Origin of the sequence: Moraxella caprae DSM 19149, from assembly GCF_000426885.1 — a bacterium.
GTDB classification, from domain to species: Bacteria; Pseudomonadota; Gammaproteobacteria; order Pseudomonadales; family Moraxellaceae; genus Moraxella; species Moraxella caprae.
Window position 1 is genome coordinate 45,062 of record NZ_AUGF01000004.1, and the last position, 13,858, is coordinate 58,919.

Annotated in this window: 12 protein-coding genes; 7 read left to right on the top strand and 5 right to left on the bottom strand. The window is 44.9% G+C overall.

Annotation, left to right across the window (positions count from 1 at the left end; genetic code table 11):
• The first annotated feature begins 38 nt into the window (after window positions 1-38).
• The 3 genes from K941_RS0101080 to gloB all read left to right on the top strand — a co-directional run bounded on the left by K941_RS0101080 (window position 39) and on the right by gloB (window position 3,146).
• Window positions 39-938 carry a hypothetical protein gene (locus K941_RS0101080; RefSeq protein ID WP_029102142.1) on the top strand — a complete coding sequence of 300 codons (900 nt, stop codon included), beginning with the start codon at window positions 39-41 and terminating at the stop codon, window positions 936-938.
• Between the two features lie 123 nt (window positions 939-1,061).
• The gene (gene serC / locus K941_RS0101085; protein WP_029102143.1) at window positions 1,062-2,144 is read left to right on the top strand and encodes a 3-phosphoserine/phosphohydroxythreonine transaminase; all 1,083 of its coding nucleotides are present in this window, start codon (window positions 1,062-1,064) and stop codon (window positions 2,142-2,144) included.
• 216 nt (window positions 2,145-2,360) lie between these two features.
• Complete coding sequence (gloB, locus tag K941_RS0101090; RefSeq protein ID WP_029102144.1) at window positions 2,361-3,146, top strand: hydroxyacylglutathione hydrolase; 786 nt, start codon at window positions 2,361-2,363, stop codon at window positions 3,144-3,146.
• Between the two features lie 113 nt (window positions 3,147-3,259).
• Here gloB and K941_RS0101095 read toward each other — a convergent pair whose 3' ends face one another.
• From K941_RS0101095 to ilvD, 5 genes are all read right to left on the bottom strand, one after another.
• The gene (locus K941_RS0101095) at window positions 3,260-5,131 is read right to left on the bottom strand and encodes a J domain-containing protein (RefSeq protein ID WP_029102145.1); all 1,872 of its coding nucleotides are present in this window, start codon (window positions 5,129-5,131) and stop codon (window positions 3,260-3,262) included.
• The gene (locus K941_RS0101100) at window positions 5,128-6,855 is read right to left on the bottom strand and encodes an Hsp70 family protein (RefSeq protein WP_084137634.1); all 1,728 of its coding nucleotides are present in this window, start codon (window positions 6,853-6,855) and stop codon (window positions 5,128-5,130) included. Before K941_RS0101100 ends, K941_RS0101095 begins: the two co-directional genes overlap by 4 nt.
• A gap of 91 nt (window positions 6,856-6,946) precedes the next feature.
• On the bottom strand, window positions 6,947-7,522 hold the full coding sequence (locus tag K941_RS0101105; RefSeq protein WP_029102147.1) for a hypothetical protein: 576 nt from the start codon (window positions 7,520-7,522) through the stop codon (window positions 6,947-6,949).
• 58 nt (window positions 7,523-7,580) lie between these two features.
• Window positions 7,581-8,156: a Uma2 family endonuclease gene (locus tag K941_RS16275; RefSeq protein WP_051225774.1), complete on the bottom strand. Its 576-nt coding sequence runs from the start codon at window positions 8,154-8,156 to the stop codon at window positions 7,581-7,583.
• Between the two features lie 63 nt (window positions 8,157-8,219).
• Window positions 8,220-10,118, bottom strand: a complete 1,899-nt coding sequence (gene ilvD, locus K941_RS0101115; RefSeq protein WP_029102148.1) for a dihydroxy-acid dehydratase — start codon at window positions 10,116-10,118, stop codon at window positions 8,220-8,222.
• A gap of 208 nt (window positions 10,119-10,326) precedes the next feature.
• On the opposite strand from ilvD, the gene K941_RS14305 reads away from it, so the two are divergent.
• The 4 genes from K941_RS14305 to K941_RS0101135 all read left to right on the top strand — a co-directional run bounded on the left by K941_RS14305 (window position 10,327) and on the right by K941_RS0101135 (window position 13,769).
• Window positions 10,327-11,523, top strand: coding sequence for an AI-2E family transporter (locus K941_RS14305; RefSeq protein WP_084137635.1), 1,197 nt, complete (start codon window positions 10,327-10,329; stop codon window positions 11,521-11,523).
• Window positions 11,524-11,701: 178 nt separating this feature from the next.
• On the top strand, window positions 11,702-12,763 hold the full coding sequence (tolA, locus tag K941_RS0101125) for a cell envelope integrity protein TolA (protein WP_036387158.1): 1,062 nt from the start codon (window positions 11,702-11,704) through the stop codon (window positions 12,761-12,763).
• Window positions 12,764-12,803: 40 nt separating this feature from the next.
• The gene (locus K941_RS0101130) at window positions 12,804-13,358 is read left to right on the top strand and encodes a MotA/TolQ/ExbB proton channel family protein (RefSeq protein ID WP_029102150.1); all 555 of its coding nucleotides are present in this window, start codon (window positions 12,804-12,806) and stop codon (window positions 13,356-13,358) included.
• A 9-nt stretch (window positions 13,359-13,367) separates the two neighbouring features.
• A complete protein-coding gene (locus tag K941_RS0101135) occupies window positions 13,368-13,769 on the top strand; it encodes an ExbD/TolR family protein (protein ID WP_029102151.1) in 402 nt (133 codons plus the stop codon).
• Window positions 13,770-13,858: the final 89 nt, after the last annotated feature.

Consider the following 13,858-nt stretch of genomic DNA (forward strand, 5'->3'; position numbering starts at 1 on the left):
AAATTAACTGATAAAATTGCCTTGGCAAAACGCATAACATGAATACCCTGTCCGACTGTCCGCCAAAGATTGCCCAAAGTCGCCATATCCTAGCATTGGCGGGCATACCTTTGTGGGCAAAAAAACACCCGACAGCAGGGCAAAGTAGGGCAGGGATTATAACCCTACCGCCTGCGTATGACCGCCTGCAACCCAATCCACGCTTGACCCATTTGTTGCCCAATGAGTTGCTTACCAAGCAACATGATAAGCCAAACACGATACCAATTACCACACCAAATACCACGCCAACATCGGACAAATCGCAAATCTCATCTGCTGTGGATGTCAGAGCGTTGCTCAGTCCTGCGAGTTTATCAGCTGATAATCCGTCATCTGTCGAATTAACACCAGCCACGCCCGAATCACAAAGAGAGTTGGGGGGCAATACAACAGGCGAGCAAGCCCAACCCCTAATCCAATCCCCAGCCCAACCAAACCCCATAACCAACCTTGTCCAAGTCCAACCCTTTGCTCCGCCTGCCCATCTTGACATTCGCTTTGCTCTACAAGGCGTGCGGTTCGGGCAGTGGGTGCTGATTGTGGATATGCTACTGATGAGCCGTGATGAGCAGTCGCTGTGGCAGTCGCTCAAAAATGCCCTAAGCAATCAAGCCAATCATCAGCCCATTACCGCCTTTTATCGTGAGATTGGTTATCCATTGGTTAAAAATGATTTTCGCTCGGATATAGGGCTAAATCCTGCCCAATATACCTTTGACGGCTTTGTCATTGGGCTTTGTGTGTCATCTGGTCATCATCAAGCTGTGCAAGTGGCGTTCTTGACAGATACGCCCGCAGGTGTCATTGCCCAGACCACCCAAACCCTGCCGAGTATCCGCCAAATGATGACGAGTCCTGCCCTAAAAAAGCAGTTTTGGCAAACGGTGGTGGGTTAAGTTGTGGTTAAATATGCCGATGACTGTTAAAATTTTGTCAAAAATCTGCTACAATGCTAGGGCATTTTGAGTATTTACCAAAGTTCAATACACCCTATCATTCCCCACCTTTAAAGGACAGCTATGAACCGTCTTGCCAATTTTTGTGCTGGCCCTGCCACCATGCCCACCGAAGTCCTACAAAAAGCCCAAGCTGAGCTGTTAGACTGGCGTGGCAAGGGCACCTCCGTCATGGAGATTAGTCACCGCAGTGCCGATTATATTGAGATTGCCACCAAAGCCGAGCAGGATTTACGCACGCTCATGGGCATCTCGGATGATTATGCCGTGCTGTTTTTGCAAGGCGGTGCGTCATTGCAATTTTCCGCCATTCCCTTTAATTTGTTAAATGGCGGTACGGCGGATTATCTAAATACTGGCACATGGTCCCAAAAGGCTTATAAAGAAGCCAAACGCTATGAAACACTGGGCTTAGGCAGTATTAACCTAGTCGCACAAGGGGGTGGTAAAGACGTACCCACGCCCGACACTTGGGAGCTGACAGACGGTGCGTCTTATTTTCATTATTGCCCCAACGAGACCATTCACGGCGTGCAGATTTTTGATACGCCGAAAGTAAACGCCCCCATTGTGGCGGATATGTCGTCTTGCATCTTATCCGAGCCGATTAACGTTAGCGATTTTGGGCTGATTTACGCAGGGGCTCAAAAGAACATCGGGCCTGCTGGCTTGACCCTTGTCATCGTCCGTAAAGACCTAATGGAGCGGGCAAGTGCGTGGTGTCCTAGTATTTTAAATTATAAAAATCAAGCAGATAGCGACAGCATGCTCAACACCCCGTCCACGTTTGCGTGGTATTTGTCGGGATTGGTATTTGAATGGTTATTGGCAAATGGCGGAGTGGAAGGCATTGCCAAAACCAACCGAGCCAAAGCTGAACTACTATATCAAGTCATTGATAATTCTAGCTTTTATGATAATGCCGTCAATCCACGCCACCGCTCTATCATGAACGTGCCGTTTACGCTTGCCGACAGCGAGCTTGATAAGGTCTTTTTGGAAAAATCCAAAAATGCAGGGCTGTTAAACCTAAAAGGTCATCGTGTGGTTGGCGGTATGCGAGCGAGCATTTATAATGCCGTAACCTATGAGCAGGTGCAAGCGTTGGCGGACTTTATGAAAGAATTTGAAAAAACGCACGCTTGATTTGTACCAATGCATAGACCAACCCCAAATCACAAATTCATGATATATGGACGTAGGGGCGTGCTGAGCACGCCTAGCTCTATCAAAGGGCGTGTGCAACACGCCCCTACAAAACCTATGGCAAATATCAGGTTTATTAGGTTAACATAAGGGCGGATTTGGTTTGCCCTTATTTTTATAACCGACCAGTCGGTTTTTTATATTTTGGAAAAACTCATGCACATTATCCCTATACCAATTTTAAATGACAACTACGTTTGGCTTATCGTGAAGGATAATAACGCCATTGCTGTGGATATTGGCGATGATAAGCCTGTGCTTGATTATTTACATGAGCACAATCTTACCCTATCTGCCATTTTAATCACGCATCATCACGATGACCATATTGGCGGTGTGGCAAATGCCAAATCCGCTTATCCCAACGCCAAGATTTACGCCCATAAGTCGCACCTTAATGCCATTGGCATAGCCCCTGATGTGGCGTGCGATGAAGGTAGTGAATTTGACCTGCTCGGCTTGACGTTTAAAGTATGGAAAACGGCAGGACATACTGACACGCATTTGTCCTATCTGTGTGATATGGACGACAAGACCCATTTATTTTGTGGCGATACGCTATTTAGTGGCGGTTGTGGACGGGTGTTTACAGGGACGATTGGGGAGCTGTTTGATAGCATGGAGCGGTTTGGGGGTTTGCCTGAGGAGGCTTTATTTTATCCCACGCATGAATATACGCTCTCCAATCTTAACTTTGGCTTGTCGGTATGTGATGAGATGACCAAAAAAGAAATTTTGAGTTATAAAAATACCGTGGAAAATGAGTTAAAAAACAATATTCCGTCTTTGCCAACTTCTTTACAACAAGAACGGCTAATTAACGTCTTTTTGCAAACCGACAATGGGGCGATGATAAATAATATCAAGCAAATTTATCCCTTAAATCATGACGATAAATTATCGGTATTTTCGGCACTGCGTGAATTAAAAAATAAGTTTTAGGCGAATAGATAAATCACCGTCCAAAACATGTCCAAATATGGTAGGGTGAGTACCACACACCTTTAAAAGAAAATCTTATGGGTGTGTAATACGCACCTTACTGTAACTATCTATCACTCTTCTTCTGTCTCATAAGTAAATGATTTAAACAATAAAAATATCCCAAAAGCGACAATCACGCTAAGTAACGGCAATGACAATAATAAGCATAAAGCATAAATCATTGCAAAAAACATAAATAGCATGAAAATACCAATCAATATTCTTAAACTTAAATTAGCCATAGGGTGTAGCCAGTGCATTTTGTCATTATGGGCAAATAGATGAATACCAATCGGCAAACAAATAATAACCCACAATAAAGGCGTATATGCCATGATGAATTTTTTAACTTCCAAATCCTGAGTTAATAAAACCACGCTCGGATAAAATATTGCCAATATCAAAAACACAAATACCGCCAACCAATACGCCTGTATGACAAAAGGATTGCCATAGCGATTGGTTCGCATGAGCGACCACCACAGCCCAAATCCTGCCAAATGAGTCAAAAAATAGCTTGGTTTGTCATACAACTCAACAATATTCGTTACGCCGTCTATGACAACTTCATGTTCTTTCCAAATCCGATAAAATGAAAATAGCAGAGTGCCAAAAATTAACGGCAATGAAATATATAAACTTCTTAAAAGATGAGCATTGGGCTGATAGGCATAATCTTGATAAGAAAACTCACTGGGATTGGCAAATAAATACCAACGTAATTGCCAAAAAATCATCATGGCAAATACAAATAAAGCAATCGGCAAAACATGGCGATTTAACCATGACAAATCGCCAGCAATGATTAAAGAGAATATTAAACCTATTAAAAACACCCCGCCAAAAGCAAATGCCAGATAAATGGGTCTAAATACGCCTTTATTAACAAATTGATTTAATAAGCCATATTCTTTATCATGATTTAGGATATTATGATACAGGTTATTGCCATTTGAGTTTTCTTGTTCTTGATTGGCGTGTCGGGTTAATAATTCATTGACCTTTTGTAAATCATGGTTTAATGCAAGCAGATATTCAGGATAAAAAGATTTTTTGATAAAATGCCATAAAAATACCGCCCGGTTTCTGGGTTTTGGCGAATAATAATTATATAAGACAGGGTAATTATCCATTAAAAATTCATGAAATTTACCATAAGCCGAAAAGGGTGGTGCTTGGTACTGATACCGTTCTTGTAAATCAATCAACCGAGACCACGGATAACGCTCTATTTGCCATGATTGTATGATTTCATGCCAAGAAAACGCCTCAAACGCATGGCGATAGCTTTTGGGATATTCGGCATTTGACCATGTAAAAAAGTCCAACAATGCCTGTTCATAATCCATACGCTCATCAAGGGCGAATGTGTACAAGCTGTCGGTTTGGGTGTGGAGCACGTCAAGTAGGACTTGGTCTTTGTCCGCCACGTCATCATCATTGTCAATGTCATACCACAACGAGCCAAAATGCGGACTGTCGCCCACGTTCCACCAATTATCATCGCTGTTATGGCTGTCATCGGCTGTCTCATCATAAGGCGTATCGTGCAAATGTTCGTCATCATTTGCCAATGGCGATTTATCCAGTAGCGACTCATCAAACGCACTGGTATAACTTGTGATGATAAGCCCGTGTTGGCTAGGCTCGGCTGTATCCTTTATATCATGATGATTGTTATCAAGATGATTAGATTTGTTATCGTCCGCACACTCATTACCCACATTGTCATCGCTCACATTGCTATCTGGGTCATCATCATCTTGATAATCATCGTCATAATAATAGCGTGTGGCAAGGGCGGTTTCATAGGCTTCACGCAACGCCTTAAAGCCGTCTGGATTTTTGTCGGGCTTGTTGTGTTTGAGCTGTTTGGCATAAGCCTTTTTAATGGCGGATTCGTCATCGGTCGGCTCTATGCCCAGTATTTGCCATGCCGTCATCGCCAGTCTTCCCTGCTTTCTATGTTATCCAAAAACTCGCCGAATTTGACTTGGGCGTGGCGGATTTTGTCGGTGTCTTGGCTGTCAAGCACGCTCTCAAACCATGCGATGAGTCGCCCCACTTCGTCCCTGTCATGCCCTAGTCGTTGAGAATACAAGCGTTCGGCTCGTGCGATGAGCGTGCGACTTTCTAGCGTGTCTCGTGGGTGGATTTTTAGGGCGGAAAGTTTGTCTTTGGACGCTTTTAGCTCGGTGTCGGTTAGGCGTTTTGCCCCATTTTCTATCACAAGATTGTGCTGATTGCCCCCTGCGTCTATGTCTACTTCCAAAAGCCCGTTCACGTCATAAGAAAAACGCACGTCTATGGATAGCTCGGTGGCTTTGCCTTTGTAGGCGTGGGGGACTTTGACGGTGATTTCGCCCAGTTTGATATTATCCTTGACCAGCCGAGCTTCGCCTTGATAAATGCCAAATCGCACTTCGGTTTGGTCATTATAAACAGGACTAAAATTTTGCACACGACTGGTAGGAATGACCGTATTTCGCTCAATGATGGGGGCAAAAATGCCGTCTCGTCTCTCGGTTTCGCTTATCTGCATAGTGGTTTGCACCCCAAGCGAATAGGGCGATACGTCTGTCAGTACCAGCTCATCTAAGGCAGAATCTTCGGCGATAAGACCTGCCTGAATGCTCGCCCCAATGCCAATGGCTTCATCAGGATTTAGGCTTGCGGTGGGAAAACGCCCAAGCAAACGGACTATCATCTTTTTAAACATGGGCATACGAGTAGAACCGCCAACCAGTACAATTGCATCCAAATCTCGCACTTTTAGCCCTGCATCTCGCACCGTGCGTTCTATGGGGGCGGTGATTTTGGCAAATAGGGGCTGGCAGAGTGTTTCAAACTTATCGTCATTTAGTGTGTAACTGTACTCTTTTTCATCAAGCGTTAGGCGAATCTCGGTGCTATCTTGGGTGGATAAGGTGCGTTTGGCAGACTCGCAAGCATTGTACAGTAGGGCGTAATGACGTTGCCAAAAGTCGGCAGGCGTGCCTTGTTTTTCGTGATGAGTGATAAAATCTTTGATGATGATGTCGGTAAAGTCTTCTCCGCCCAACAGGTTATCGCCTGCGGACGCTTTGACTTCCATGACCCCTGCAAAAAGTTCAAGCAAGGTAACGTCAAACGTCCCTCCGCCCAAATCCAGCACCAAAAATTTGCGTTCATCATCGTCATCATACTCATGCAAGCCATACGCCATAGCGGCGGCGGTCGGCTCGTTGATGAGACGGACGACATTTAGCCCTGCAAGTGTTGCCGATGTTTTGGTGGCTTCTCGTTGGTGGTCGTTAAAGTAGGCAGGCACCGTGATGACCACGTCCGTAACGTCATGCCCCAGATGTGTTTGTGCGTCTTGTTTGAGTGATTTTAGGATAAGAGCCGACAGCTCTTCGGGGCTAAACTTTTGGCTATGCTTACCTGTGGCAAGCGTGTAGGTTTTTTGGCTTCCCATAAAGCGTTTAAAGGTGCTGGCGGTGGCGGTTGGGTGGCTAATCAAGCGTTCTTTGGCAGGCTCGCCAACCAAAATCCGCCCGTCATCGTCCACACTCACCACAGACGGCGTTAGCACCTTGCCAAGTGCGTTTGGGATAAGTGTGGTTTTGCCGTCTTTAAAATAACTGATAAGACTGTTGGTCGTCCCCAAATCAATACTGACTATCATAATCATCCTATTTTTAAAATGAAAATAAGAATTATAACACACTTTTGGCGGTAAAATGGGTTATTTTAAAAGCTTAAATCATGTGCCAAAATTATACCGTCAAATAAATCACCGCCCAAAATATGCCCAAGACAGCACAGGCGATGAGTAAATTTTCGGCTAATTTTTTATGGTAATTTATCATCGCCTGTTTGTCTTTTCTGATTTGAAAAATTCTAATCAAGTATTTTAAAAATCCCATCACAAAAAACGCCCCAATCATACCGACAAATATATGCCCAAGATGATAGGTTTTAAAAGATATGGGGATAACCTTACCGTCTTTGATTTGATATTCAGATTTGGTTATTATCAAAGGGCTGTCATTAATATATAAATAATTCCCATTGTCCAATATCTTTAAACAATCTTCTACACAGTTCTTATCAGGGGTGGTTAATGGCGGTTTGGGGTTGATTTGATATTCTTGCCAAGTTTGGCGATAATAGCCATTATCGGTATCTGTGGCGATTACCATAAACCTTTCATTGGGCGTATCGGTGGGGGTGTAATGTTCTTTTTCTAATTTACTAAGGCTGATTGCAATAAGGGCGGTTAATAAACACCAAAGGCAAACGATGCCGATGGTTTTTATTAAGGATAAAATGGCGTGGATAAATTTTTTCATTGTTTTAGAAAGTAAGGTGTGTATTACGCACCGTTTTTAATACCGATATTTAATGTTATTAAAATTCAATATCATCATAAATATCCGCCACTTTTACCGAATAATCCACGCTTTTTAAATATAAGTCATCATCAATATTTAGACATTCGGCTTGCCAATTATTATCTTTGCGATAAATAAAAATTTGCGGATTATTTAAATCTACCACCACATATTCTTGTAAAGTTTCTAGGGTTTGATAATGTTCAAATTTGGCATTTAATAGGTGTTTGTTTTTATGGGTTAAAATTTCAAAAATAATGATTGGCTCTGTGGAATAAGGCTTATCACTATTAACGGTTTGTCTTTTTTCAAGAATTGCTTTTGGTAAATAAATATTATCATCGTCAATTTTTACATCAAAATATTGTAAAAATAAATGGTCGTCAGATGATTTTCTGTATAAATTAATTAAATTTCCTGTAATTTTAGAATTAATTCTTCCATAATGTAGCGTTAAAATTACCATACCATTGATAATTTCATAACGAGTATTTTCAAGTCCATTGGGCGTGTATTCTGTCCAAAGTTTCATTTTGCCAGCATCATCACGCAATTTTTCAAGCAATTCTTGTTCATTGTCAAATCTTGGCATCTCTTTTCTCCAAAAAATAAAGGAACGATTACTCGCTCCCTTATTCTACCACTTTATCACCAATTATTCTACTTGACTTACGTCCCTCACCGCCCCTGTATCGGCACTTGTCGCCATGGCGGCATAGGCTCGTAGGGCTTGGGAGACATAGCGTTCACGATTGACAGGTTTCCACGCTTGTTTGCCACGTTCATTCATGGTAGTACGGCGTTTGGCAAGCTCATTGTCCGAAACGTCCAGATGAATGGTGCGGTTTGGAATGTCAATTTTGATGATGTCAAACTCTTCTACAAGTCCGATTGCACCGCCCTCTGCCGCCTCGGGACTAGCGTGTCCGATAGAAAGACCTGATGTCCCACCGCTAAATCTGCCGTCTGTGAGCAAAGCACACGCCTTACCCAAGCCTTTTGATTTTAGATAAGACGTGGGATAGAGCATTTCTTGCATACCCGGCCCGCCTTTGGGGCCTTCATAGCGGATAATGACGATGTCGCCTGCCACGATTTTGTCCGCCAAAATCGCCTCCACTGCAGAATCTTGGCTTTCAAAAACTCTGGCACGTCCTGTAAAGGTCAAAATGCTCTCATCCACGCCTGCGGTTTTGACGACACAGCCACGCTCGGCAATGTTGCCAAACAGCACCGCCAAGCCACCGTCCTGACTGTATGCAAATTCTTTGGAGCGGATACAGCCTGATTCACGGTTCAAATCAAGGTTACCCCAGACTTTGTTTTGGCTAAATGCTTGCGTGGTGCGCACGCCCGCAGGGGCGGCGATGTACAGCTCTCGGGCGGTTTGGTTGTCGGGGTTCATCACGTCCCATTTGGCAAGGGCGTCCGCTAGGGTTGGGCTATGCACGGTTGGCACGCCCGTACGGATTAGCCCTGCTCTATCAAGCTCCGCCAAAATCCCCATCACGCCCCCTGCACGGTGTACGTCTTCCATGTGGTATTTTTGCGTGGCAGGGGCGACTTTGGATAGGCACGGCACGGCACGAGACAGGCGGTCAATGTCCGCCATTTTAAAGTCCACGCCTGCCTCGCTTGCCGCCGCCAAAAGGTGCAAAATGGTGTTGGTGCTACCACCCATGGCAATATCAAGGCTCATGGCGTTCAAAAATGCGTCTTTGGTGGCGATACTTCTTGGCAAAACACTATAATCATCTTGTTCATAATGACGTTTGGCAAGCTCTACAATCAGCCGACCTGCTTGCAAAAATAACTCTTTTCGCTTGGCATGCGTGGCAAGTAGCGAACCGTTGGCAGGTAGCGACAAGCCTAGTGCTTCGGTTAAGCAGTTCATGGAATTGGCGGTAAACATACCAGAGCATGAGCCACAAGTTGGGCAAGCAGAACGCTCCACGTTTGCCACGTCTTCATCGCTGATTAGGTCATCGGCAGCGTCAATCATGGCGTCCACTAGGTCAAGTTTACGCACCTTTTTACCACTCTCATTGGTTATGGTCTCATGGGTCATGTGTCCGTCATGCACTTCGCTTGCCAGCACTTTACCAGCTTCCATAGGACCGCCCGAGACGAACACCACAGGGATATTTAGACGTAAGGCAGCCATAAGCATACCAGGGGTGATTTTATCACAGTTGGAGATACACACCAAAGCGTCCGCACAGTGGGCGTTTACCATATATTCCACGCTATCAGCAATCAAATCACGGCTTGGCAAGCTATATAGCATGCCGCCATGCCCCATCGCAATGCCGTCATCTACGGCAATGGTGTTAAACTCTTTGGCAACGCCCCCTGCTTTTTCAATCTCACGAGCGACAAGCTGTCCTAAGTCTTTTAAATGAACGTGTCCCGGCACAAACTGCGTAAATGAATTGGCAATGGCAATGATTGGCTTATTAAAATCATCGTCCGTCATGCCTGTGGCACGCCATAAGGCTCTTGCCCCTGCCATGTTGCGACCTTGTGTGGAAGTTTTTGAGCGGTATTGTGGCATAATTTTTCCTAAATTGGCGGTTGGCTAAAAGGGTTATTTTAGCACTTTTTAAAGGATAATATTTGAAAAATTTTATTTATAATTTTTATAAATTTAAAAACTTTTAATTATAAAAATAAATTCACCATTTCACAAAAACCCCTTGCCAAATTCGCCATTTTGGGCTACATTTGCACTTTTATTGATAGCATTCATCTAAGTGCCTGCCATGACCAAATCTTACAAATCCGCCATTGTCTTTTTTGTCGCCCTTGTCCTATTTTTGATGAGTTTTTATTATCTCATTCAAGTGTGGCTTATGGTGTTTGCGTCCATTTTGGTGGCGGTTTTTTTGCTAAGTTTGGCACAGCTCACCTGCCAAATTCCCAAAGTGGGCAACTACTTTGCCAAACTGCCCCACGGTGTGCAAGTCGGTGCGGTAACGGTGGCGGTGCTGTCGGTGGCGGCAGGGTTTTTGGCGATGTTTGGCTCGGAGCTTGTCGCTCAGTTTCAAGAGATGAAAGAGCTTGCCCCCAAGTCCTTTGATGCCATAAAAGAGTACGCCAAAGGCTATCCTGTCGTCTATGAATGGCTGACCCAAAATGCGTGGGCGGTGGAATTCCAACAAGACCCCAAGGCGTTCTTTGCCAAATTTCAAGACAGCATTGTCGGTGGTCTGCCTGCATTTTTTGGGGGCATGCTAAGTGGTGTGGGGACGTTTTTTGTGATTTTGGTGGTGGGGCTGTTTTTGGCATTATCGCCAAGCGTGTACACCAAAAGTGCCATTGCCCTTGTGCCAAAGCCGTATCGAGACAAGGGTGAATACCTGCTAAAACGCAGTTATGGGGCGATAGAGCAATGGCTCATCGGGCAGTTTGTGGTCATGGCGTTTGTGGGCGTGGCGACAGGGGTAGCTTTGTGGCTGATGGGTATTCCGTTTGCGTTGGCAATGGGCGTGATTGCCTTTGTGCTGGATTTTGTGCCTGTGATTGGTCCGTGGCTGTCGGCGGTGCCGATTCTGCTCCTTGTGCTGATTGTCTCACCTGATTTGCTACTGTGGACACTTGTTATGATTGTCGTGGTTCAGCAGTTAGAAAGCTATGTGGTCGCCCCAATGGTGCAACAACGACTCATCGACCTGCCCCCTGTGGCTCTACTGCTCTCGCAAATCATCATGGGAACGCTCACAGGCGTGCTTGGTATTGCCATGGCGACACCGCTTATGGTGGTGGCGATTGTGTGGGTGCAGGTGGTGTATGTGAAGTTTGTCTTACAAGACTATTCAATCAAAGTGCTTGACCAAAACGAAAACGACATGAAAACCGACCCCTATGCCGATTATGACGCTTATAAGGCAAAAAGCCAGCCGAAAGTGGTGGTGTTATCCCCAAAGCAAGATGTAAATAATACAGACAAGAAGTCTTAAATGTGAAAATTTTAAAAATAATCATTCTTAACCCCTTGCAATTTTGCACAAAATTTGAGATAATGTACCAATTGATAATTGTTATCGTTTCTTACTTTTTTATCCGTTTTGTATAACTTTTTGTTATGATGAATGCTGTTTAAATCCAAAAACAGCGTTTTTCTTTTGTGGGTTTGTGATGATGACCTTTGAGCATTCTAATAAATACAAGGTGTTGGCGGCGGCTGTGGCGATTATTTTGCATGGCGTGGCAGGCGTGGGTTTGGCAACCATGCAAATGCTTCATATTGAGCCACCTAAAATCACGCCACCGCTTGAAATTCAGATGATTAAGCTTAACAACGAAGAGTCGCCTGAACCACCCAAGCCCGAACCTAAGCCAATGCCCATCCCTGCACAGTCTGTGTCGGCACCTGCCCCACCCAAGGCAGGTCCACCACCAAAAGCTCCCAAGCCTGAGCCTAGACTTGAACCCCAAAAAGAGTTACCAAAACCTAAACCGCCAAAACCTGAGCTTAAACAAGAACATGTTAAACTCGAACCCAAAGAGCCACCCAAGGTCACAGAACCACAGGTGGACATCATCGCTCAGGAGCGAGCTCAAAAAGCCTTTGAACTGCAACAGAAAAGAGAGCGAGAACAGCGTGAACGTGAGCAACAAGAAAGAGAGCGTCAAGCCGAACGTGAACGCCAAGCCGAGCGAGACAGACAAGCCGAGTTAGCACGCCAACAAGCCGAGCGAGACAGACAGGCAGAATTGGCACGCCAAAAAGCAGAAGCTGATGCCAAAGCCCGTGCCGAAGCGGACGCAAGAGCGAAAGCCAAAGCCGAAGCCGATGCCAAAGCCCGTGCCGAACAAGGTCAAGGCAGGGGCGGTGATGGTAAAGACACCAAAACCGACAATAAAACTGGCAATAAAGACACGACAAAAAGCGGTGGTGCTGGCGGTGGTGAGCTAAAAGGTCAAAATTTATCCATCTCCAATGCCAGTTGGAAAAGCAAACCTAACTGGAATGGATTGACGTCCGAAAAATTAAGCGGTTCGGCAAATTTTGTTGCCACGCTCACCATTGATGCTAATGGTAAGATTACCAGTGTCTCTGGCGTGAATACAGGCGATAAAGGCTTGGATAGACAAATCTCCCAAGCCCTTCGCCGAGCCAGATTGCACCCCTTTAAATCATCAAGCGGTCAGCCGATGTCGGGAACAGCGACATTCTCTACGACAGTACAATTTTAAATACAACATTCACTTAACCCATTCTTTATAAGGAATGATTATGGATTTTGCGCATTATTGGCAATATACTGACGCTGTCAGTAAAACATTATTTTTTATCTTGATTGCTTTGTCATTGGTTTCATGGTTTGTGGGTATCACTCGCCTGCTGAGTTCTCGCCAAATGGCAGGCGTGATTGGCAATGAACTCACTGCCGAGATTGATAACGTTAGCAAAGATTTTGATGGGCTTGATTTTAATCAACGCAAAATCATCACTGAGCAGAGCCTGTTACAGAACATCGCTCGCTACCGTTTTGAGCTTGAAAAGGGTTTATCGGTACTCGGCACGACCGCTGCCATTGCTCCATTTATCGGGCTGTTTGGCACGGTGTGGGGGATTTTTCATGCCTTGCATTCTATCGGTCAGAGCGGGCAGGCAGGACTTGCCCAAGTGGCAGGGCCGGTGGGCGAAGCCTTGATTATGACGGGTCTGGGTCTGGTGGTGGCGATTCCTGCGGTGGTGTTTTTTAACATCATCACACGTATCAATAAGCGTGCCATTCATCACGCCAATGATACCGCTCACGCACTGCTTGCCCGTGTGGCACGCTAGGGGGTTATCATGGCGTTTGAACTGGGCGACAACGACAATGGGGGCATGAATGAGATTAACCTTATCCCCCTAATTGACATCATGCTGGTGCTTATGATTATCTTTTTGGTAACAGCAACGGTGCTAAACCCGACCGTACCGCTTGATTTGCCAAAGACATCGGCACAAGTCAATGACGTACCGCCAGAAGTGATACAGATTAGCATTGATGCGGACGGTCAAATTTATTGGGATAAAACGGCTTTGAGCCTAGATGAGCTTAATGCTCGTTTTGGCGAAGAAGTGGCAAAAGGGGCTGACCCCCAAGTTCATCTGCGTGCCGACAAAGAAGGCAAATATGACACAGTCGCCCAAGTGCTGGCAACAGCAAGCGGGGCAGGGCTGACTAAGATTGCTTTTGTCAATGAATGAACTGTTAAAAATAAATCATCATCAAATAAAGCCCTACATTATGTGGGGTTTTATTTATTTGGGCTAAAAATGCGTATCCGTCCAAAAAC